This is a genomic window from Streptomyces cyaneofuscatus (assembly GCF_033109485.1).
GTDB lineage: Bacteria > Actinomycetota > Actinomycetes > Streptomycetales > Streptomycetaceae > Streptomyces > Streptomyces cyaneofuscatus.
In genome coordinates, this window is record NZ_CP137002.1 from 4005061 (window position 1) to 4024344 (window position 19284).

The 19284-nt window shown below is 70.0% G+C and carries 21 protein-coding genes; 11 read left to right on the plus strand and 10 right to left on the minus strand.

What is annotated here, in order from left to right:
* Positions 1–354 precede the first annotated feature (354 nt).
* From R2B67_RS17645 to R2B67_RS17655, 3 genes are all read left to right on the plus strand, one after another.
* Entirely contained in the window at positions 355–1467 is a 1113-nt protein-coding gene (locus R2B67_RS17645; protein ID WP_076967683.1) for a LacI family DNA-binding transcriptional regulator, read from the plus strand.
* A 196-nt stretch (positions 1468–1663) separates the two neighbouring features.
* The gene (locus R2B67_RS17650; RefSeq protein ID WP_109978617.1) at positions 1664–2827 is read left to right on the plus strand and encodes a metallophosphoesterase; all 1164 of its coding nucleotides are present in this window, start codon (positions 1664–1666) and stop codon (positions 2825–2827) included.
* 181 nt (positions 2828–3008) lie between these two features.
* A complete protein-coding gene (locus R2B67_RS17655; protein ID WP_317819413.1) occupies positions 3009–3830 on the plus strand; it encodes a hypothetical protein in 822 nt (273 codons plus the stop codon).
* Positions 3831–3918: 88 nt separating this feature from the next.
* Here R2B67_RS17655 and R2B67_RS17660 read toward each other — a convergent pair whose 3' ends face one another.
* Positions 3919–4275 carry a DUF805 domain-containing protein gene (locus R2B67_RS17660; RefSeq protein ID WP_109978615.1) on the minus strand — a complete coding sequence of 119 codons (357 nt, stop codon included), beginning with the start codon at positions 4273–4275 and terminating at the stop codon, positions 3919–3921.
* A gap of 372 nt (positions 4276–4647) precedes the next feature.
* On the opposite strand from R2B67_RS17660, the gene R2B67_RS17665 reads away from it, so the two are divergent.
* On the plus strand, positions 4648–5364 hold the full coding sequence (locus tag R2B67_RS17665; protein WP_317819414.1) for a hypothetical protein: 717 nt from the start codon (positions 4648–4650) through the stop codon (positions 5362–5364).
* Between the two features lie 58 nt (positions 5365–5422).
* Here the strand turns inward: R2B67_RS17665 and thiC are convergent, their stop codons facing one another.
* Complete coding sequence (gene thiC / locus R2B67_RS17670; RefSeq protein WP_317819415.1) at positions 5423–7228, minus strand: phosphomethylpyrimidine synthase ThiC; 1806 nt, start codon at positions 7226–7228, stop codon at positions 5423–5425.
* Positions 7229–7424: 196 nt separating this feature from the next.
* Between thiC and R2B67_RS17675 the strand changes: the two genes are divergently transcribed.
* The gene (locus R2B67_RS17675) at positions 7425–8777 is read left to right on the plus strand and encodes a YibE/F family protein (protein ID WP_317819416.1); all 1353 of its coding nucleotides are present in this window, start codon (positions 7425–7427) and stop codon (positions 8775–8777) included.
* Positions 8778–8806: 29 nt separating this feature from the next.
* Here the strand turns inward: R2B67_RS17675 and R2B67_RS17680 are convergent, their stop codons facing one another.
* From R2B67_RS17680 to R2B67_RS17695, 4 genes are all read right to left on the minus strand, one after another.
* The gene (locus R2B67_RS17680; protein ID WP_026241793.1) at positions 8807–9244 is read right to left on the minus strand and encodes an SsgA family sporulation/cell division regulator; all 438 of its coding nucleotides are present in this window, start codon (positions 9242–9244) and stop codon (positions 8807–8809) included.
* 101 nt (positions 9245–9345) lie between these two features.
* Positions 9346–10116, minus strand: a complete 771-nt coding sequence (locus R2B67_RS17685; RefSeq protein WP_317819418.1) for an IclR family transcriptional regulator — start codon at positions 10114–10116, stop codon at positions 9346–9348.
* 268 nt (positions 10117–10384) lie between these two features.
* On the minus strand, positions 10385–10612 hold the full coding sequence (locus tag R2B67_RS17690) for a DUF5326 family protein (protein ID WP_317824895.1): 228 nt from the start codon (positions 10610–10612) through the stop codon (positions 10385–10387).
* Between the two features lie 139 nt (positions 10613–10751).
* Positions 10752–11069 carry a cupin domain-containing protein gene (locus tag R2B67_RS17695; protein ID WP_018513840.1) on the minus strand — a complete coding sequence of 106 codons (318 nt, stop codon included), beginning with the start codon at positions 11067–11069 and terminating at the stop codon, positions 10752–10754.
* A gap of 87 nt (positions 11070–11156) precedes the next feature.
* On the opposite strand from R2B67_RS17695, the gene R2B67_RS17700 reads away from it, so the two are divergent.
* The 4 genes from R2B67_RS17700 (at position 11157) to R2B67_RS17715 (ending at position 14222) form a co-directional block, all read left to right on the plus strand.
* Entirely contained in the window at positions 11157–11534 is a 378-nt protein-coding gene (locus tag R2B67_RS17700) for a phage holin family protein (RefSeq protein WP_018513841.1), read from the plus strand.
* A gap of 43 nt (positions 11535–11577) precedes the next feature.
* Complete coding sequence (locus R2B67_RS17705) at positions 11578–12702, plus strand: cystathionine gamma-lyase (protein WP_317819420.1); 1125 nt, start codon at positions 11578–11580, stop codon at positions 12700–12702.
* Between the two features lie 44 nt (positions 12703–12746).
* Positions 12747–13226 carry an NUDIX domain-containing protein gene (locus R2B67_RS17710; protein WP_018513843.1) on the plus strand — a complete coding sequence of 160 codons (480 nt, stop codon included), beginning with the start codon at positions 12747–12749 and terminating at the stop codon, positions 13224–13226.
* A 129-nt stretch (positions 13227–13355) separates the two neighbouring features.
* Positions 13356–14222: a GNAT family N-acetyltransferase gene (locus R2B67_RS17715; protein ID WP_317819423.1), complete on the plus strand. Its 867-nt coding sequence runs from the start codon at positions 13356–13358 to the stop codon at positions 14220–14222.
* Positions 14223–14247: 25 nt separating this feature from the next.
* On the opposite strand, the gene R2B67_RS17720 is transcribed toward R2B67_RS17715, so the two are convergent.
* Both R2B67_RS17720 and R2B67_RS17725 read right to left on the minus strand, forming a co-directional pair.
* Positions 14248–14673, minus strand: a complete 426-nt coding sequence (locus R2B67_RS17720) for a GlcG/HbpS family heme-binding protein (protein ID WP_317819424.1) — start codon at positions 14671–14673, stop codon at positions 14248–14250.
* An 87-nt stretch (positions 14674–14760) separates the two neighbouring features.
* Positions 14761–15972, minus strand: coding sequence for an MFS transporter (locus tag R2B67_RS17725; protein WP_317819426.1), 1212 nt, complete (start codon positions 15970–15972; stop codon positions 14761–14763).
* 140 nt (positions 15973–16112) lie between these two features.
* On the opposite strand from R2B67_RS17725, the gene R2B67_RS17730 reads away from it, so the two are divergent.
* Together R2B67_RS17730 and R2B67_RS17735 are read left to right on the plus strand one after the other, a co-directional pair.
* The gene (locus R2B67_RS17730; RefSeq protein WP_161266402.1) at positions 16113–16571 is read left to right on the plus strand and encodes a MarR family winged helix-turn-helix transcriptional regulator; all 459 of its coding nucleotides are present in this window, start codon (positions 16113–16115) and stop codon (positions 16569–16571) included.
* Positions 16572–16599: 28 nt separating this feature from the next.
* Positions 16600–17052 (plus strand): GNAT family N-acetyltransferase, encoded by a 453-nt coding sequence (locus R2B67_RS17735; RefSeq protein ID WP_018513848.1) that lies wholly within the window; start codon positions 16600–16602, stop codon positions 17050–17052.
* A gap of 86 nt (positions 17053–17138) precedes the next feature.
* Here the strand turns inward: R2B67_RS17735 and R2B67_RS17740 are convergent, their stop codons facing one another.
* Together R2B67_RS17740 and R2B67_RS17745 are read right to left on the minus strand one after the other, a co-directional pair.
* Entirely contained in the window at positions 17139–18518 is a 1380-nt protein-coding gene (locus R2B67_RS17740) for a serine hydrolase domain-containing protein (RefSeq protein WP_317819430.1), read from the minus strand.
* 39 nt (positions 18519–18557) lie between these two features.
* On the minus strand, positions 18558–19214 hold the full coding sequence (locus R2B67_RS17745) for a M15 family metallopeptidase (RefSeq protein ID WP_317819431.1): 657 nt from the start codon (positions 19212–19214) through the stop codon (positions 18558–18560).
* Positions 19215–19284 lie beyond the last annotated feature (70 nt).

Consider the following 19284-nt stretch of genomic DNA (forward strand, 5'->3'; position numbering starts at 1 on the left):
CTCACCTTATGAGGATTGGGCGCCGCTGCGAATGGCCCGGGCGCGGAATCTCCCGCAGTGCCGGGAATGGTCCGCACGAGGGGCCTCCTCAGGGGGGAGCGTTTCCGGTTCCGGCGCGCGCCCGTGTCTCACGCCGTGGCGCGCGTCCCCCGAAGTGGTGAGTTGAGACCTCTTCGAGACATCGACCATTCAGCAGGCCGCCAGCCGCCAACACCTGACACACTGAAGCCAGAGCCTCCAACAGCCTTTCTTTGCAAGGCGCTTGATGCTTAATGATCATGCAGAAACGTGCCTGTCAATGGGTGCATATGCGACCGGACCGACCGCCCCCCGGAGCCCTACTATCGGCTCGCCATGACAGCAGCAGGGAAGCACCAGGTGAGCCGGACGGAGACCCCCCGGCGCAGCGGCCGGCCAGGACGGGCGGGGATCCGTGATGTGGCCGCCGCGGCCGGAGTCTCGATCACGACCGTCTCCGACGCGCTCAACGGCAAGGGCAGGCTCCCGGACGCCACCCGCAGCCATGTCCGCGAGGTCGCAGAGCGCTTGGGCTACCGCCCCTCCGCAGCGGCCCGAACCCTCCGTACGGGCAAGTCGGGGCTGATCGGCCTGACCGTGACCACGTACGGGGATGAACCTTTCACCTTCACCGAATTCGCGTACTTCGCGGAGATGGCGAGAGCCGCGACCTCGGCGGCGCTCGCCCGGGGCTACGCCCTGGTCATCCTCCCCGCCACCTCCCGGCACGACGTCTGGTCGAACGTCGCGCTCGACGGGACCGTCGTCATCGACCCCTCCGACCAGGACCCGGTCGTCACCGAACTCGTCCGCCAGGGACTGCCTGTCGTCTCGGACGGCCGCCCGGCCGGGACGCTCCCCGTCACCGCCTGGGTCGACAACGACCACCGGGCCGCCGTGCTCGACCTCCTTGACCACCTCGCCGCCGCCGGAGCCCGCCGCATCGGCCTGCTGACCGGCACCACCACCGACACGTACACCCGGCTCTCCACCACCGCCTACCTCCACTGGTGCGAGCGGGTCGGCCAGGATCCCGTCTACGAGTCCTACCCGGCGCACGACCCCTGCGCGGGCGCGGTCGCCGCCGACCGGCTGCTCGCCCGCCCGGACCGCCCCGACGCGGTCTACGGGCTCTTCGACCCCAACGGGACCGATCTCCTCGCCGCTGCCCGCCGCTACGGCCTGCGGGTCCCCGAGGACCTGCTGCTGGTCTGCTGCAGCGAGTCCACCGTGTACGCGGCCACCGAACCGCCCATCACGACGCTCTCTCTGAAGCCCCGCCGCATCGGCACGGCCGTCGTCCAGCTCCTCATCGACGCCATCGAAGGCGTGGAGCACGACGGGCCGGTGGAGCAGGTGATACCGACGGAGCTCATCGTCCGGACCTCCTCGCAACGCCGTCCGCCGCGCACCACGGTCAGCGCGCCACGCTCCCCGAGCAGGGACTGATCGTCTCTTGAGCAGGGACCGATCGTCTCTTTTCGGACCAATCGGCCGGTGAACTGTACGTGCGCCCGGATTCACCACCCCTGGTGCGTCACACAGATCGATCCGCATTCCTATGATGGGCGCACGACACCGCGGACCACCTCTACCAGGCAGGGCCCGTCAGGTGTACGGCGGCGCGACGGTGGTGGAGGGGTCGATGACTCAGGGGGCCGGTCAGGAACCCGTGGTGCGGACGGCGACGTTGCGTGACTTCAGAGTTCCGCCGTACGCACAGACGCCCGTACCACCGCAGGCGCCCGGCGCGGCACCGCACCCGCCCGTGCTCCCGCACGCGCCGGCGCCGCCCGCCCCGGTCCCACACGCCTCCGTGCCCCCGCACGCTCCGGCGCCGCCCCACCCGCCGCACCCCGGCAACGCGAACGTCGGCGACGAGCCCCCGGAGGGGTACACCCCCACCGAGCGCGACCTCCCCGTCATCAACCGCGGCGACACCGTAAAGATGGAGACCGTCCCCGAACCCCGCCCCGTCAACGGGGAAGGGCGCGGCCCGCTCTTCGTCGTTGGCGACGTCCACGGCTACCTGGACGAGCTGGTGGCCGCCCTCGCCGCCCAGGGCCTCATCGACGCCGACGGCAACTGGGCCGCGGGCAACGCCCGGCTCTGGTTCCTGGGCGACTTCACCGACCGCGGCCCCGACGGCATCGGGGTCATCGACCTCGTCATGCGGCTCTCCGCTGAGGCGGCCGCCGCGGGCGGCTACTGCAAGGCCCTGATGGGCAATCACGAGCTGCTGCTCATCGGCGCCAAGCGGTTCTCCGACACCCCCGTCAACTCCGGTGCGGGCACCGCCACCTTCCAGGCCGCCTGGCTGCTCAACGGCGGCCAGAAGAGCGACATGGACCGCCTCCAGGACGTCCACCTCCAGTGGATGTCCCGGCTCGACGCGGTCGTCGAGGAGGACGGGCATCTGCTGATGCACTCCGACACGACGGCCTACCTCGACTACGGCTCCACCATCGAGGACGTCAACGACACCATCACCGCCATTCTCACGCGCAACGACGCCGACGAGTGCTGGGACCTCTTCCGCAAGCTCACCAAGCGCTTCGCCTTCCGCGACGAGGGCGGCGCCGAAGCGGTGCGCGAGCTGCTGACGACGTACGGCGGACAGCGCGTCGTCCATGGTCACAGCCCGATTCCGTACCTCCTGGGCGAGGTCGGCACCGAGGACGGCGAGGACGGTTCGGGGCCGGTGGTGAACGGCCCGCACGTGTACGCCGAGGGGCTCGCCATCGCCATGGATGGCGGAGTGACCATGGCCGGAAAGCTTCTGGTCGTCCAACTCCCCCTGCATGACTGACCTTCGGCGGGGAAGACGCTTCTGGATCGGACCGCACCGATCATCGGGCCTATTTCCGGAAACACCCTGTCACCACGCGCCGTGAGCGCTCTACCATCGGCTCATCAGTGGCAGGCTCTCCTCCGTTTCCGCCCGATCGCCCGGTCAACGCGGGCCGCCGGGCCCGACGGAGCATCGGGGGATGCAGATGACAAGCGCTCCGCACCTGCAGGCCGAGGACGGTCCCGAGTACGCCCGGATACTGGGCGACGCACTGCGTCACGCCCATGAACGCCCGGACCTGGAAGGCGTCGGCGACCGGCTCAACACCGAACAGCTGCGCACGATGGCGCTCAACGCCACAGGGCTGATCACCGCGGCCGCGGCCACCGAGTACGAGCACTACGTGAAGGCCCGCGCCGAGCTGCGCGCGGCGAGCGCGACCGTACCGGAGGGCGAGAGTTACGGGGACACGTCGTCGGCTACCGGGCCCGGCGCCGGCGTAGGAGCGGTCCTCACGGTCCTGACGCCGCTCCTGGCGGGCACCGCCGCCGTGATCTTCCTGCTCGTCGGCTATCTGATGCGTGCGGTCAGCCCGTCCGTCGGCTTCGGGACCACCATGATCGCGGCCGGGTGGTTCTTCGCGGCCGTCGCCGCCGCGGCCATCCTGGTCGCCGCCGTGGGGCTGCTCGTCACCGCCCTGCGCAACGGCTCGACCTCCCTGGCCGCCCAGGACGAGGAGGACGAGCTTCCGGAGGAGGTCGCCCGGGCCAGGGAGGCCTGGCGCCACGCCCTGCTGGAGCGCGGCATCCTGCCGTTCCTGCGGGACGCCCTGGCCGACCCGACCGCGGGCCCCGCCGCCCGGACCCCGCACCGCTCACCGAACCGGATCCCGAAGGTCGGCTACAGCAGGCCGGACTTCTCCGGCCCCGAGGAGGGCCCGTCGGCCGGACCCCGCCCGACGTTCACGAGCCCCGACTTCACCAGCCCGGACTTCGGCGGCCCGGACCACCGGCCGGAATAGTGCCCCAGGCTTCCGAAAACGCCACAGGCCGGGGCGGCGAATGCCGCGCCCGGCCTGTGCGGTGCTCCGGCCCTGCCGGAGCGGTGGATCAGCCCACCTGCGGGGCGAGCTTCGGGTTGGTGCCGTACTGGTTCGGCTCCTGCTTGCCCTCGGAGGCGAGGAAGACGATCAGGATGATGAAGCCGACCAGCGGGATCAGCCCGATCAGCAGCCACCAGCCGGAGCGGCTGGTGTCGTGCAGGCGGCGCACACCGACGGCGAGCGTCGGGATGAGGATCGCGACGGCGTAGATGTAGGAGAGGAAGTCCGCGCCGATCAGACCGCCGATGATCGACAGCACCAGGCTGATGACGAAGCTGATGAGCGTGAACATCCAGTACTCCTTGCGGCGCGCGCGCCCGCTGAAGCCTGCGTAGTTCTTGAGTACTGCCAGGTACCAGTCCATGGTGTTTCCCTCCCCGAGGCCCCCGTGCGAGGGCCGCCAAAATTCAGCCAAGCAAGCCGGAAAGTAAGCCACAGATAAGGAACAGGTCAAGCCCAGTTGACGCAGCTGCGAAACGTACATCCACCTGCCACACGACTGTGTCCATACTGTCGCCTGACAAGCGGCTGAACCGTGCCGAAGGTGATCAATCCGGCAAGAGCGGCGTAGGGCAAGGATCCTGGCGGTGCGTTGATCGTGACGCGGCACCGCGCGGTACGGCTCCACGTCGGCTCGGCACGAACACCTTTTGGCATCAGGCCGGTTGCACGATTAGCGTCGGCCCCTCATCGACATCTGTCCGGGGGACGCATGCAAGCGCGCAGAACACGGCTGATGGCGACAGCCGTGGGAGCCGTCATAGGGCTGTTCCTCGCTTCGGGCTGTGCCCCGGCGCAGGCCCAGAAGTCCGCCACCGAGGCCCCGACTGCCACCGAAGCACCGTCCGCCGCCCCTCCGGCCAAGGCTTCGGTGGCGCCGCTGACGGTGGCCCAGCTCAAGAGCCTCGCCCTCAAGATCGGGGAGGTTCCGCAGGCGCGCGAGCCCCTCAATGCGCGGGAACCCCTGCCGGAGGGAAGCGGGCGGTCCTTCCCTCCCGTATCCGTACCCGCCTGCCAGACCCTCATCGGTGTCCGTAGCGGCGAGGCGTCATTCGCTCGTGTCTTCCAGCACTTCAACTGGAAGAAGAACATCATGGGCGGCGGCTCGACCCTCGCCTCCTACGAGGACGGCCAGGCCGAACGGCGCTTCGCGGAACTCAAGCGCTCCCTCGCCACCTGTCGGCACTACGAGGGAGAGGGCTTCGTCGGCCCCTACAGCGCGACCGTGACGACGGAGGCACCACCGGAGTTCGGTGAAGAGGCGGTGTCCTTCCGCGAGATCATCCCCATGGGCCCGGAGAACGGCGGCGACCGCAACGAGCAGTTCGTCGTGGTCCGCACGGGGAACACCATCGCCACGTTCACCGAGCTCAGCATCGGCAAGGACTTGTTCTTCCCCCCGGAGCTGATCACCCGGCAGGTGGAACGGCTGCGGAACGCTCAACCATCCTGATCACAGACACCTACGCCCGGCCGGCCCCCGTGGGCGCCGACCGGGCGTAGGTGGCAGGTCAGTCGGCGATCGGCAGGTAGACCCGGTTGCCGGCCGCCGCGAACTCCTTCGACTTCTCGGCCATGCCCTCCTCGATCTCCTCCTGCGAACCGCCGTGCTGACGCCGGATGTCCTGGGAGATCTTCATCGAGCAGAACTTCGGCCCGCACATGGAGCAGAAGTGCGCCGTCTTCGCCGGTTCGGCGGGCAGCGTCTCGTCGTGGAACTCCCGGGCCGTGTCCGGGTCGAGGGCCAGATTGAACTGGTCCTCCCACCGGAACTCGAACCGTGCGTCGGAGAGCGCGTCGTCCCACTCCTGCGCGCCCGGGTGCCCCTTGGCGAGGTCGGCCGCGTGGGCGGCGATCTTGTAGGTGATCACGCCCGTCTTCACGTCGTCCCGGTTGGGCAGCCCCAGGTGCTCCTTGGGCGTGACGTAGCAGAGCATCGCCGTTCCCCACCAGGCGATCATCGCGGCGCCGATGCCCGAGGTGATGTGGTCGTAGGCGGGCGCGACATCCGTGGTCAGCGGGCCGAGCGTGTAGAACGGCGCCTCCTCGCAGATCTCCTGCTGGAGGTCGATGTTCTCCTTGATCTTGTGCATCGGGACGTGCCCGGGGCCCTCGATCATCGTCTGGACGCCGAACCGCTTGGCGATCGTGTTCAGCTCGCCCAGCGTGCGCAGCTCGGCGAACTGCGCCTCGTCGTTGGCGTCCGCGATCGACCCGGGGCGCAGCCCGTCACCGAGGGAGTAGGTGACGTCGTACGTCGCGAGGATCTCGCAGAGCTCCTCGAAATGCTCGTAGAGGAACGACTCCTTGTGGTGCGCCAGGCACCAAGCCGCCATGATCGAGCCGCCGCGCGAGACGATGCCGGTCTTACGGCGGGCCGTCAGCGGGACGTACGGCAGGCGCACTCCGGCGTGCACCGTCATGTAGTCCACGCCCTGCTCGGCCTGTTCGATCACGGTGTCCTTGTAGATCTCCCACGTCAGCTCCTCGGCTCGGCCGTCCACCTTCTCCAACGCCTGGTAGAGCGGCACCGTTCCGATCGGTACGGGGGAGTTGCGCAGCACCCACTCGCGGGTGGTGTGGATGTTGCGGCCGGTGGACAGGTCCATGACCGTGTCGGCGCCCCACTTGGTCGCCCAGGTCATCTTGTCCACCTCCTCCTCGATGGAGGAGGTGACGGCCGAGTTGCCGATGTTGGCGTTGACCTTCACCAGGAACCGCTTGCCGATGATCATCGGCTCGATCTCCGGGTGGTTGACGTTGGCCGGCAGCACCGCCCGGCCCGCCGCGATCTCCTCGCGTACGACCTCGGCCTCGACGTTCTCCCGGATCGCGACGTACTCCATCTCCGGCGTGATCTCCCCGCGCCGGGCGTACGCGAGCTGGGTGACGGGCCGTCCGTCGCGGCTGCGGCGCGGCTGGCGCGGGCGGCCGGGGAAGACCGCGTCCAGGTTGCGCAGCCCGCCGCGCGGCGAGGTGTGCTTGAGCCCGTCGTCCTCGGGGCGGACCGGGCGGCCCGCGTACTCCTCGGTGTCGCCGCGGGCGATGATCCAGTTCTCCCGCAGGGGCGCGAGGCCCCGCCGGACGTCGGTGTCGATCCCGGGATCGGTGTACGGCCCCGACGTGTCGTACAGCGTCACGTCCTTGCCGTTGGTGAGGTGCACCTGTCGGACCGGCACCCGGAGGTCCGGGCGCGAGCCCTGGACGTACCCCTTGTGCCAGCCGATGGACTTCCCGGCCTCGTCGTTCGGAACCGTGCCGTCCGGCGTTCCGTCGTTCCGTTTCGAGGCAGGCGTGCGTGCGTCCGCTGTGGTCATGAGACCTACTCCCTACGCCGGCATTACCCGGTAACAGGTTCGGCGGTCGGCGCAGCGTGTCCCGTACGGATGTACGGCGGTCAGCGCCCTCTCAGCCCGGTGCTCCGAGCTCCCGCGTGTGCAAAGGTGCCTCCACGCTAGCGTCCTTTCCGGCGAGCTGACCAGAGGGCCCTCCTGTTCTTGCGATGATCGCCCCGTGACCTCCCCCCAAAGCGACCCCGCGCCCCAGCCGCCTCAGCCGCCCCAGGGCCATGTGCACGGCCACACGCACAGCCACGGACCCGCCGCTCCCGTCTCCAAGCATCTGCGCAAGGTCATCGCCGCTGTGGTGATCCCCTTCGCCACGGCGGTCGTCGTCGGCCTGATCGCGTTCTGGCCCGGCGGCGTCCCCGACCACGAGCGCACCGGCGTCGGATTCGACCGGCAGACCCAGGACGGCAAGGTCGTCCAGGTCGTCAAGGTCGACTGCGCCGACGTCAACGCCGCGCAGGTCCCCCCGACCGGTGACACCTCCACCCCTTCGGGCCGGGAGGCCGTCAACGAGCAGGAGGGGGAGTGCGCGAAGGCGACCGTCGAGGTGACCAGTGGCGACGACAAGGGCCGTAAGTTCGTCGAGGTGGTCCAGCCCGACGCGCCCCGCCAACTGCGCGAGGGCCAGGGCGTGGTCGTGGCGTACGCCCCCGACGCGCCCCGCGACCTCCAGTACAGCGTCACCGATGTGAACCGGAAGATCCCGATGACGCTGCTGGCCGCGATCTTCGCGCTGGCGGTGATCGCGGTGGGCCGGATGCGCGGGGTGATGGCGCTGGTGGCGCTGGCCGTCTCGTTCGCCGTACTGACCCTGTTCATCCTGCCGGCGATCCTGCAGGGCTCGAATCCGCTGGTGGTGGCGGTGATCGGGGCCAGCGCCATCATGCTGGCGGCGCTCTACATGTGCCACGGGGTGACGGCCCGGACGTCGGTCGCGGTCGTCGGCACGCTGATCTCGCTGCTGCTGATCGGGCTGCTCGGCTCCCTGTTCATCGGCTGGGCGGACCTGAGCGGCAACACCGACGACAACACCGGCCTCATCCACGGCCTCTACCCGGACATCGACATGAGCGGTCTGCTGCTGGCCGGTGTCATCATCGGATCGCTCGGGGTGCTCGACGATGTGACGGTCACCCAGACCTCCGCCGTCTGGGAACTGCACCAGGCGGACCCGCAGATGGGTTGGCGCGGGCTGTACCGGGCAGGTATCCGGATCGGACGGGACCACATCGCCTCGGTCGTGAACACCCTGGTGCTGGCGTACGCGGGCGCGGCGCTGCCCCTGCTGCTGCTCTTCTCCATCGCCCAGTCCAGTGTGGGGACGGTGGCCAACAGCGAGCTGGTCGCCGAGGAGATCGTCCGGACGCTGGTCGGTTCGATCGGTCTGGTCGCCTCGGTGCCGGTGACGACGGTGCTCGCCGCACTGGTGGTCTCCGCGGACCGCCCGGGCGCCTCCACCTCCTCGTCCACGGCCGCCGCCCCCGCACGGACGGGCAGGGGCCGCCGCCGTAAGGCGTGAAGGGCGCGAGGCCAGGAGGTGCGTGGCGCTCAGCCCGCGTTCTGCTCCTCGGCGAGGATGCGGCCGAGCGCCTCCTCCAGGTTCCCGTCGAAGTCACCCAGCGTGTGCTCCTGACCGAGGGGCACCAGCTTGTCGGTTCTGTCGAGGAAGGCGACGAGCGGTGCCGTACCGGCCCGGAACAGCGCGCGGTCCGCGCCGACCTGGAGGCGGATGTGTACATCGCACAGACCCTCGGGTTCGGTCGGCCCGATGTGCACATCGCCGTCGCCGCTCGGGCTGTTGAGCCCGTCCAGCAGCAGCTCGCGGCCGAATGCCCAGGTCACAGGGGCATCGCCGGGCAGATGGAACGTCATCCGGATGGCATAGGGATCAGCCACCTCGTACCGGAGCTCCACCGGAATACGGAACGAGAGCTCCTCGGAGACGAGGAAGCTCATCATGACCTCTGCTTGAACCGACTCGCGCATCGTTCAACCCCGCAGTAGATGAAACTGGCCAGGAATGATCCCCTATGGCCCTATTGACGCCATCGTGGTGCACGCGATAGCAGATCACAAGGAGTGATTTTTCAGATACTGATAGAGAACACGAACGAACGCAAGAGGCTCGCCACTTCGCCACGTAGCTGTTCGACTGCGGGCAGCAACCGTTCTTCCCGATCCAGGGGTACGGAAATGGCCATCGCCGCAATGGTGGCACCGGCTGTGACGGGAATGGCGGCGCAGACGGTCCCCAGTGCGTACTCCTGGCGTTCGATGACCGGTTCACCCCGACGCAACGTTCGCAGCCGCTCCAGAAGTGCCGCGCGATCTCGCACTGAGTAACGAGTAAGGGGCCGTACGGGGTGCCGGTCGAGGTGATCCTCGCGGTCCTTCTCGTCGAGCTGGCCGAGAAGGCACTGCCCGATCGCGTGCGCGTGGCCGGTCTCCCGGAAGGAGGCCCACTCGTCGACCGCCGGGGCCTCAGGGGCGTCCGCGACCGCGATGAGCTCGATCTCGCCGTCGCGGTAGACGGCGCAGTACACCGGGACCCCGAGGGCGTCCCGCCAGTGCGCGAGGGAGTCGGCGATGGAAGCGGGGCGGTGTCTCGCGGCCCGGGCAGTGGTGAGGTTCTCGGCGGCCGCCCCGAAGAGGAAGACACCGTTCTCGCGGCGGAGATAGCCCTCATGGGTGAGGGTGCGCAGCAGGTGGTACGCGGTCGGCAGCGGAAGGCCGGCCTCCCGTGCGAGTTGCTTGGCGGGCGCCCCGTCCCGATGGGTGCCCACAGCCTCCAGCAGCCTCAACGCCCGCTGAACCGAACCGATCAACGTCGGGACAGTGGTGCTCGATGCCGTGGTCAAAGGTCACCCCCAGGCATGGTGACGGGCCGTCAGCCCTCCCGTGGAGGCCGCCCCCACGGGCCCGCCGCACCCACGACCGGACGGTCGTTCACACCACTGGTCACTCGGTCGGGTCGGTGACAGAAGGTCACATTCCATATGGCGGCAGCGTTGTCACTGTATCGGCCGCCTCCGGCGGGAGGGAGTTTTCCTCCTGGACTTAGCTCAGCTGGGCTAATCCGCAGGCCTGTGCGTACCCCCGGCCCCGCACCGGCCCGCGGCGGCCTTCCTACCAGTCACCCCGTGAGGACGACGAGGACGACGAGGACGTGAACTTGCGTACGACGAAGATCAGACCGCCGACCAGGACGACGAAGACCAGCACCTTGAAGAGCAGGCTGATCACAAAGCTGAGCACGCTGGCGATCAGTCCGCCGAACACGACGATCGCGATGACGGGCACCGCGATCCACTTCACCCACCAGGGCATTCCCGCGACTATCTCCCGCACGGCCATCGCCATCTACCTCGTCTCTCTGGGTTCCTGCCTCGATGCTAAAGGCGCGGGGGACCCCGGCGGGGGCCTCGCAGCCCTTGAAGACCCCTGATCGAACCCTTAGGGAACCCGGGGCCCCGGCGACCTCCGTCGGGAGGCCTCAGCCCTCCGGCGGCGAGAAGACGACCATCACCCGCAGGTTCTCGGTGATGTGGTGGAACTTGTGGGCCACTCCGGCCGGCACATAGACGACGCTCCCCCGGCCGACCTGCGTCGTCTCCGTCCCGACCGTGATCGACGCCCGGCCGCTGACGACGAGGTACACCTCGTCCTGCTGGTGCGGCTGCTGCGGGTCGAGGTCGCCCGCGTCCAGGGCGTACAGGCCGACGGACATGTTCCGCTCCCGCACGAACTGCAGGTAGGCGCCCTCGTTGGCGGCCCGCTCCGCCTCCAGCTCGTCCAGTCTGAATGCCTTCATGGCCCGTCCACCCCTTGTGACCCGTGCTACGGGTTCCGCATGCGCTGTCGGTGTCCACCACCGATCATGTCTGCCACGATCAGACACATGAAGAATTTCGCAGTCAAGACGATCGCCAACGCGGGTGCGCTGGCCGTGGCCATCTGGCTGATCGGGAACATCACGCTGGAGGGCGGCTCCACCGGCCGCAAGATCCTCACCCTGATCCTGGTCGCGCTGATCTTCGGTCTGGTGAACTTCCTGGTCAAGCCGCTGGTACAGCTCCTGACATTCCCGCTGTTCATCCTGACCCTCGGACTGATCACCCTGGTGGTCAACGCCCTGATGCTGCTGCTGACCTCCTGGCTGGCCGGCGTCTTCGACCTCAGCTTCCATGTCGAGGGCTTCTGGACCGCCGTACTCGGCGCCCTGATCATCTCGGTCGTCTCCTGGGCCCTCAACATGGTCCTGCCGGACGAGGACTGAGCCGGACCCACTCGCATCGGCTTACATCGACTTACGGAGCAGCATGAGCACCATGGGCGACGGAACGCGCGCGGTACGCGCCGGACTTCCCGAACCGGAGCAGTACGAACCGACCCTGCCCGGGCCGGTCTTCGCCGCGCACTTCCACCTCTCCGGCGAACCGGTGGGCCCCTATACCTACGGCCGGGACACCAACCCGACGTGGACCCACCTGGAGCGGGCCATCGGCGAGCTGGAGGCGCCCGGCGAGGACGTGAGCACCACGGTGTTCGCCTCCGGGATGGCGGCGATCACCGCCGTACTGCTCTCCCAGGTCCGCACCGGGGACACCGTGGTGCTGCCGGACGACGGCTACCAGGCGCTGCCGCTCGTACGGGAGCAGCTGACGGCCTTCGGCGTCGAGGTCCGCACCGCGCCGACCGGCGGCGACGCCCAGCTGGCGCTCCTTGAGGGGGCGAAGCTGCTGTGGATCGAGAGCCCCTCCAACCCGGGCCTCGACGTCTGCGACATCCGCCGGCTTGTGGCCGCCGCGCACGAGGCGGGCGCGCTGGTCGCCGTCGACAACACCCTGGCCACCCCGATCGGCCAGCGCCCGCTGGAGCTCGGCGCGGACTTCTCGGTCGCCAGTGACACCAAGGGCATGACCGGGCACGGCGACATCCTGCTGGGCCATGTCACCTGCCGCGATCCCCTGCTGACCGCCGATGTACGGCGCTGGCGCAAGGTGGTCGGAGCGATCCCGGGCCCGATGGAGGCCTGGCTCGCCCACCGGTCGCTCGCCACGCTCCAGCTGCGCATCGACCGTCAGTGCACCACCGCTCTGGCCCTCGCCGAGGCGCTCGCCAAGCGGGCCGAGGTCACCGGACTGCGGTATCCGGGGCTGCCCGCCGACCCGTCGTACGGGATCGCCGTGCGCCAGATGCGGCGCTTCGGTTCGGTGGTCTCGTTCGAGCTGGCCGACCGGGAGACGGCGGAGCGCTTCCTGACCGCGCTGCGGCTGGTCGACGACGCGACGAGTTTCGGGGGCGTACGGTCCACCGCCGAGCGCCGGGGCCGGTGGGGCGGCGACGCCGTGCCGGAGGGCTTCATCCGCTTCTCCGTCGGCGCGGAGGACCCGGAGGACCTGCTGGCGGACGTCGAGCGGGCGCTGGACGAGGCGGTCCGGTAGGCCGGAGGAGTTTCAGACGGGCCCGCGCGGGCCACTCTCTTGCCATGACCGAACGTCCTGTGGTCAAGCGCACCGCACGCGCCATCCTGCTCGACGGTGACGACCTCGTCCTCATCAAGCGCACGAAGCCGGGGGTCGATCCGTACTGGCTCACACCCGGCGGCGGGGTCGAGCCGGAGGACGCCACCGTGGTCGACGCTCTCCACCGCGAGGTCGACGAGGAGCTCGGCGCCAAGATCGTCGATGTGGTGCCCTGCTTCGTCGACACCGTCGAGCACATCGCGGACAGCGGCGTCACCGGGGTGAAGGTCCAGCACTTCTTCGTCTGCCGGCTCGCGTCGATGGACGTCACCCGACGGCACGGCCCGGAGATCGACGAGCCGTGCGGGGAGTACGAGATCGTCCGGGTGCCGTTCAGCCGGGTGGGGATCGCCGCCGTCCACCTCGTACCGCTCTCCCTGCGCCACTATCTGGACGGCAACATCGAGGGCGTTCGGGCGATGCACGCGCCCGACCTGAGCTGACGGGCCCGGACTCGCGCGGCCGCGGCCGCGCTTCATGTTTCACGTGAAACCAGGCGGGGGCACTTCGGTTCTCGGCCAGTTCCGGGAAACCGGTGGACGGGCGATCATCACGTCGGACAGCCTGGCCCCATGCACAGCCCCTCACCCCTGCCCCTCGTCGACCTGCCCGTACGGCGCCTCACCCGGGGAGACCTGGTCGCCTGCGCCGACCTCTCCGAGGACCGAGGCTGGCCACGCGACGAGCACCGATGGGGGCTGCTGCTCTCCGCGGGTACGGGGTACGGGATCGCGGAACCCGACGGCAAGGGCCTGGTCGCGGCCTGCGTGGTGACGTCGTACGGGCCCCGCCTGGCGACCGTCGGCATGCTGCTCGTCGCCGCACGCCACGCCCGCCAGGGGATCGCCAGGCGGCTCATGCGCCATGTAATGGAGGAGACCGGGTCCACCCCGCTCGCGCTGTACGCCACACCCGAGGGACAGCGGCTCTACGAGGAGCTCGGCTTCGCCCAGGTGGGCCGGACCGAGCGGGTCCTCGGCCGGTTCCGGGCGGAGGATGGGCCGGCGGCCGTCACCACGCGTCCGGCCGCCGCGGACGACCTCCAGGCGATGGTCCGCCTCGACCTGCCGGTCTTCGGTACCGACCGCACGCACCTCATCGCCCGGCTCCCGGCCTTCTCCGACCGGCTCCGGGTCGCGGAGGAGAACGGCGAGCTGACCGGTTACGCGGCCCTCTGGCCGAGTGGCGACGCCCATGTCGTCGGCCCGCTCATCGCGCGCGACACGGCCACCGCGAAGGCCCTCGTCACCGCGCTGGCCGCCACGACGGACCGGCCGCTGCGAGCGGATATCGACGCGCGCCATGAGGAGCTGCTCGGCTGGCTGGTGGAGCGCGGCCTCGAACCGGGCTCCCGTACGACGGTGATGACGTACGGCGTAGCGGACCTGCCGGGCGACGCCACCCGCAGGTTCGCCCCGCTCACCATCGCGACGGGCTGAGGCCCCCGGCTACGGGTGCTCGACCTCAGACGAGGGAGTCCGCGGCGGCGGAAGCGAACCCGTGGTCCTGCTCCGGCGCTCCTCCGCCGACCCCGATGGCGCCGATCAGCCGGCCGTCGCGGTGCAGCGGGATACCGCCGGCGATGAAGAGCAACGGGCGGTCCAGCGCGGTCGGCAGGGTGTGGAAGAGCCCGCCGGGCTGCACGGCGTCGACCAGGTCCGCGGTGGGGGCGTCGAGCTGCAGCGCGGTGAACGCCTTGCGGGTGCTGGTCTCCCCGGCGATGAGGGCCGCCCGGTCGTCGCGCCGGAAGGCCAGCAGGTGGCCGCCCGCGTCCACGACGCTCACGGCGACGGCGACCCCGGACGCCTCGGCGGCGCTGCGGGCGGCTGCGACGAGAGCCTCGGCGTCCTGGATGGTCAGCGGGGCGACAGCGGTGGCGGTGGTGCTCATGGAATTGCTCCTGATCGTTGTGTGGTGCGGTGAGGGGGGTGGTGCGGTGGGGTCGGTGGTGCGGTGGGGGAGGGTCCGGGGCGGGGCTCAGTGCCGGGCAGGGGCGGCGACCGGCGCGGGGCTGCTCCCTGCGACGATCCGCCCTTCGGCTCCGGCGGTACGGCGCTCCAGCAGGCTGGAGACCACGGCCAGCACCAGGGCGGACGCGGCGAGGACCGCGCCGACCCAGTTGGGGGCGGTGTAGCCGAGGCCCGCGGCGATCACGAGGCCGCCGAGCCAGGCGGAGAGGGCGTTGCCGAGGTTGAACGCCCCGATGTTGACCGCGGAGGCCAGGGTGGGGGCGCCCGCCGCCTGGTCGAGGACCCGCTTCTGCAGCGGGGGCACGGTCGCGAAGCCGAGGGCACCGATGAGGACGATGGTGACGGCCGCCGCGACCTTGTTGTGGGCGGTCACGGTGAAGAGGCCGAGCACGAGGGCGAGCGCGCCGAGCGAGACGTACAGCATCGGCATCAGATGGCGGTCGGCGAACCGTCCGCCCACCAGGTTGCCGCCCACCATGCCGAGGCCGAAGAGGACCAGCAGCCAGGTGACGGAGGAGGCCGAGAAGCCGGCGATCTCGGTCATCATCGGGGTGATGTAGGTGATCGCGGCGAAGACCCCGCCGAAGCCCAGGACGGTCATGGCCATCGCGAGCAGGACCTGGACATTGCGGAACGCGGCCAGTTCGTGGCGGACGCGTACGCCCTCGGGCTTGGGCTGCTCGGGGACGAGCTTCGCGACTCCGACGAGCCCGATCACCCCGAGGAGCGCCACCAGGACGAACGTGGTCCGCCAGCCTGCGGACTGCCCGATGTAGGTGCCGAGCGGGACGCCGACGACATTCGCGACGGTAAGTCCGGTGAACATCATGGCGATGGCCCCGGCCTTCTTCTGCGGGGCGACGAGATCGGCCGCGACCACGGAGCCGATGCCGAAGAAGGCGCCGTGCGCGAGGGAGGCGACCACCCGGCCGGCGAGCATGACGCCGAAGACGGGGGCGAGGGCGGACACGACGTTGCCCACGATGAACAGCCCCATCAGGAGCATCAGCATCCGCTTACGGGTGACCCGGGTGCCCAGGAGGGTCATCAGCGGGGCGCCGAGGACGACCCCGAGCGCGTAGCCGGTCACCAGGAAGCCTGCGGTCGGGATCGAGATCTGGAAGTCCGCGGCAACCTCGGGGAGCAACCCCATGATCACGAACTCGGTCGTTCCGATCCCGAATGCCCCGATGGCCAGGGCGAGGAGCGCGAGCGGCATGGGTTTTCACCTTCCCTGAAGATTGCGTCTGCGCCTTACGAGCGTCCACAATAATTGCAGGCGCTGGTTAATTGCAAACGCGGGCTATTGCAGGCGTCCCCTATCCTGGAACCACGCAGCTCCCGCCCGGAGGAGAGACCATGACCGCGACCGACCCCGCCCTGACCGCCCTCGCCCAGGGCTGGTGCGCCCTCTCCCTGCTCCACGGGAAGATCGAGGCCCGCATCGAGCGCGCCCTCCAGTCGGGCCACGGGCTCAGCGCGCGGGAGTATTCACTGCTCGACGTGTTGAGCCGGCAGCACAGCGGCCCCGGCGGCCATCTCCAGATGAAGCAGGTCGCCGACGCCGTGGTCCTCAGCCAGAGCGCCACCACCCGCCTGGTCACGAGGCTGGAGGACCGCGGGCTGCTGACCCGGTACCTGTGCGACACCGACCGGCGGGGCATCTACACCGATGTCACCGAGGCCGGGCTCACCCTGCTCGCCGAGGCCCGGCCGACCAACGACAGCGCCCTGAGGGCGGCGCTCGACGAGGCGTCGGAGAACCCCGAGCTCGCGCCCCTGGTCCGGGCTGTGGAAGAGCTCAAGGTCCCGGTCTGACAGCTGCGGAGCGCGTAATCTGCCGATCATGAGCGATCTTGAGATACGCCCCGTTGCCGAGACCGACCTGGACGCCGTGGTGGCCATGCTGGCCGACGACCCGCTCGGCGCGCAGCGCGAGTCGCCGGACGACCTCACCCCGTACCGCGCGGCGCTCCGGCGGCTGGCCGACGACCCGAACCAGCATGTCGTCGTCGCCGTCCGCGAGGGCCGTGTGGTCGGAACCCTCCAGCTGACCGTGGTCCCCGGGCTGTCCCGGCGCGGTGCCACCCGCTCGATCATCGAAGGCGTCCGCATCCACGCCGACGAGCGGGGCAGCGGGCTCGGTACGCAGCTGATCCAGTGGGCGGTCGACGAATCCCGCCGCCAGGACTGCCGGTTGGTGCAGCTGACCTCGGATGTCACCCGCGAGGATGCGCACCGCTTCTACGAGCGGCTCGGCTTCACGGCCAGCCACGTGGGCTTCAAGCTGGCTCTCTGAAGGACTCGCTTTTTTGCACGACAACGGCCGGTGGGGTGGGTGTTTCACGTGAAACACCCACCCCACCGGCCGTCACAGCTCAGGCGTCAGCCGCCGAGCCCCCGCCAGCCCGCCGGGTCCAGTCCCCCGGGAACGTCCGCTCCCGCCTCATAGGGTTCACGGGTGAAGGCGAACGAGCCGAGGTCGAGGTGGTCGACCGAGCCGTCGGCCCTGCGGACGACGCGAAGGGTCTCCCCCGCGTAGTAGTCGTCCTGGCCCGTCCAGGTGCCGTCCGACCGGGGCGTGAAGGCCGCTCCCCGACCGGTACCGCCCAGCGGCCTGAGCTCAAGGCCCCGGCCCCCGGTCAGCCGCAGCGTGAACGTGTGGGTCCCCCAGTGCCAGATCCCGGTCAGGGCCAGCAGCTCCTCGTCGGCCTCGGGCAGCGGGCGCCAGGGCTCCGGGATCCGCGGCTCCGCGTCCGCGACGATGCTCAGGAGCTCGGCGGCCACCGTGGCGGCGGGCAGCCCAGAGGTGGCGTTGGCGAGGGCGACCGCGGCGACGTCGTCGTCCTCGCTGAACCACAGGCCGGCGACGAACCCGGGCAGCGAACCCGCGTGCCCGAAGAGGACCCGGCTGTCGGTCTTCACCACCTGAAGCCCGAGGCCGTAGGCGTTGCTCCCGCCCTCGGCGGCGGGCGCGGCGGGCGTCCTCATCTCCCGTACGGAAGCGGCCGACAGGACCCGGTCGTCGCCCTCGGCCAGAAAGGCCGCGAAGCGCAGCAGGTCGGCCGCGGTCGACCAGAGCTGGCCGGCGGGCGCCATCAGCCCCAGATCCTCGGCAGGCTCGCGCACCACCACATCGGCCCAGGGATGGACGGCCCAGCCCTCCGCGTACGGAGCGACCGGCCCGACCGTCGTACGGTGCATGCCCAGCGGCTCCAGGATCTCGCTGCGCAGCGCCTCCTCCCAGGAGACTCCGCGGACCGCTTCGATCAGCGAACCCAGCAGGGTGTAGCCGGGGTTGGAGTAGTGGAAGCGGTGGCCCGCCGGGTGCATCTGCGGCCGCTCGCCGAGTACGTCGCCGAGCTCCGGCCGCAGGGTCCCCGGCGTCCGCTCCCACCAGGGGGCAGGCGCCTCAGCGCCGAGCCCCGCGCTGTGGCCGAGCAGTTGGAAGACGGTCGCGCCGCCCGCTCCGGTGCCGGGGAGGTGCTTCTCCAGCTGGTCGTCCAGGTCGATCAGCCCCTCGTCCCGCAGCCGCAGAACCAGAACCGCGGTGAATGTCTTGGTGATCGAGCCGATCCGGTACTGCGTATCGGCGTCCGGCACCTGCCCCTCCAGGCCCGTACGCCCCCCGCTCCAGACGATCCGGCCCTCCCGCTGCACGGCGGCCGCAAGAGAGGGCGCACGGCCCTCCCGCTGTGCCGTGGCGAGTCGATGGAGGAGGGAGCGGCGGGTGCTGGGGAGCAGTTCTTCACTGGGAGAAGTCATGGTCAACCCATACCAGGCAGGGAGTTTTGATGTCTGCGGTCAGTGGAATTCCCGGGGCCCGTAGAGAGCGGCAGCCGCTCCTTCCTTCAGGGCCCAGTAGCGGTCTCCGTACGACCAGTGCCACCACTCCGTCGGGTAGTTGACCAGGCCGGCGGCGGCGAGCGCCGTGCTCAGGATGTCCCGGTGGGAGCGAGCCTCAGGGCTGATGTTGTCGGCGTGGGTGTAACAGGCGCCGGCGCTCTCCTCGGGGGAGGCGTTCATCCGCGTGCCCATGTCGAGCTCGCGCCCCTCGTCATCGGCGAGCGTCAGGTCGACGGCGGCACCGGCGCTGTGCGGGGCGATCTCGGGCGGGGACACGTAACGGCTGGCCGCCGAACGGAGCTGCTCATCGGCCCAATCCGGTTGCTCGGCGCGGAGTTGGGCTGCGTACTCATCGAAGTAGCGGCGCTGGAGGGACGGCGGGCGATAGCCCTCGACGAACAACAGCCGCAACCCCGAAGGCAGCTGTCCCTGTGCTGCGAGGAGTCGGTCGAGCACCCCTTCCCGCAGGTGGGCGAAGGCACCGGCGGAGTCCGACCGCTTCCGCTCGTCGACCAGCAGCAGGCCGCCCCTGCGCACATCCACCAGCGGCTCCCCGCACTCCTGGACGGGCACGGCCGCAACCTTCGGGTCGGACATCAGAACGATCTCATTCATGAAGCGATCATCTCGTGGCCCCGCGGGGCTCACGGCGGAGCCCCGTTCCAGGTTCCGGGTGGTAACAGCC

Bases quoted from the DNA above. Each gene is read 5' to 3' on its own strand.
- R2B67_RS17645 (WP_076967683.1), top strand. From the start codon at position 355: ATGACAGCAGCAGGGAAGCACCAGGTGAGCCGGACGGAGACCCCCCGG.
- R2B67_RS17650 (WP_109978617.1), top strand. From the start codon at position 1,664: ATGACTCAGGGGGCCGGTCAGGAACCCGTGGTGCGGACGGCGACGTTG.
- R2B67_RS17655 (WP_317819413.1), top strand. From the start codon at position 3,009: ATGCAGATGACAAGCGCTCCGCACCTGCAGGCCGAGGACGGTCCCGAG.
- R2B67_RS17660 (WP_109978615.1), bottom strand. From the start codon at position 4,275: ATGGACTGGTACCTGGCAGTACTCAAGAACTACGCAGGCTTCAGCGGG.
- R2B67_RS17665 (WP_317819414.1), top strand. From the start codon at position 4,648: ATGGCGACAGCCGTGGGAGCCGTCATAGGGCTGTTCCTCGCTTCGGGC.
- thiC (WP_317819415.1), bottom strand. From the start codon at position 7,228: ATGACCACAGCGGACGCACGCACGCCTGCCTCGAAACGGAACGACGGA.
- R2B67_RS17680 (WP_026241793.1), bottom strand. From the start codon at position 9,244: ATGCGCGAGTCGGTTCAAGCAGAGGTCATGATGAGCTTCCTCGTCTCC.
- R2B67_RS17690 (WP_317824895.1), bottom strand. From the start codon at position 10,612: ATGGCCGTGCGGGAGATAGTCGCGGGAATGCCCTGGTGGGTGAAGTGG.
- R2B67_RS17695 (WP_018513840.1), bottom strand. From the start codon at position 11,069: ATGAAGGCATTCAGACTGGACGAGCTGGAGGCGGAGCGGGCCGCCAAC.
- R2B67_RS17700 (WP_018513841.1), top strand. From the start codon at position 11,157: ATGAAGAATTTCGCAGTCAAGACGATCGCCAACGCGGGTGCGCTGGCC.
- R2B67_RS17705 (WP_317819420.1), top strand. From the start codon at position 11,578: ATGAGCACCATGGGCGACGGAACGCGCGCGGTACGCGCCGGACTTCCC.
- R2B67_RS17710 (WP_018513843.1), top strand. From the start codon at position 12,747: ATGACCGAACGTCCTGTGGTCAAGCGCACCGCACGCGCCATCCTGCTC.
- R2B67_RS17715 (WP_317819423.1), top strand. From the start codon at position 13,356: ATGCACAGCCCCTCACCCCTGCCCCTCGTCGACCTGCCCGTACGGCGC.
- R2B67_RS17720 (WP_317819424.1), bottom strand. From the start codon at position 14,673: ATGAGCACCACCGCCACCGCTGTCGCCCCGCTGACCATCCAGGACGCC.
- R2B67_RS17725 (WP_317819426.1), bottom strand. From the start codon at position 15,972: ATGCCGCTCGCGCTCCTCGCCCTGGCCATCGGGGCATTCGGGATCGGA.
- R2B67_RS17730 (WP_161266402.1), top strand. From the start codon at position 16,113: ATGACCGCGACCGACCCCGCCCTGACCGCCCTCGCCCAGGGCTGGTGC.
- R2B67_RS17735 (WP_018513848.1), top strand. From the start codon at position 16,600: ATGAGCGATCTTGAGATACGCCCCGTTGCCGAGACCGACCTGGACGCC.
- R2B67_RS17740 (WP_317819430.1), bottom strand. From the start codon at position 18,518: ATGACTTCTCCCAGTGAAGAACTGCTCCCCAGCACCCGCCGCTCCCTC.
- R2B67_RS17745 (WP_317819431.1), bottom strand. From the start codon at position 19,214: ATGAATGAGATCGTTCTGATGTCCGACCCGAAGGTTGCGGCCGTGCCC.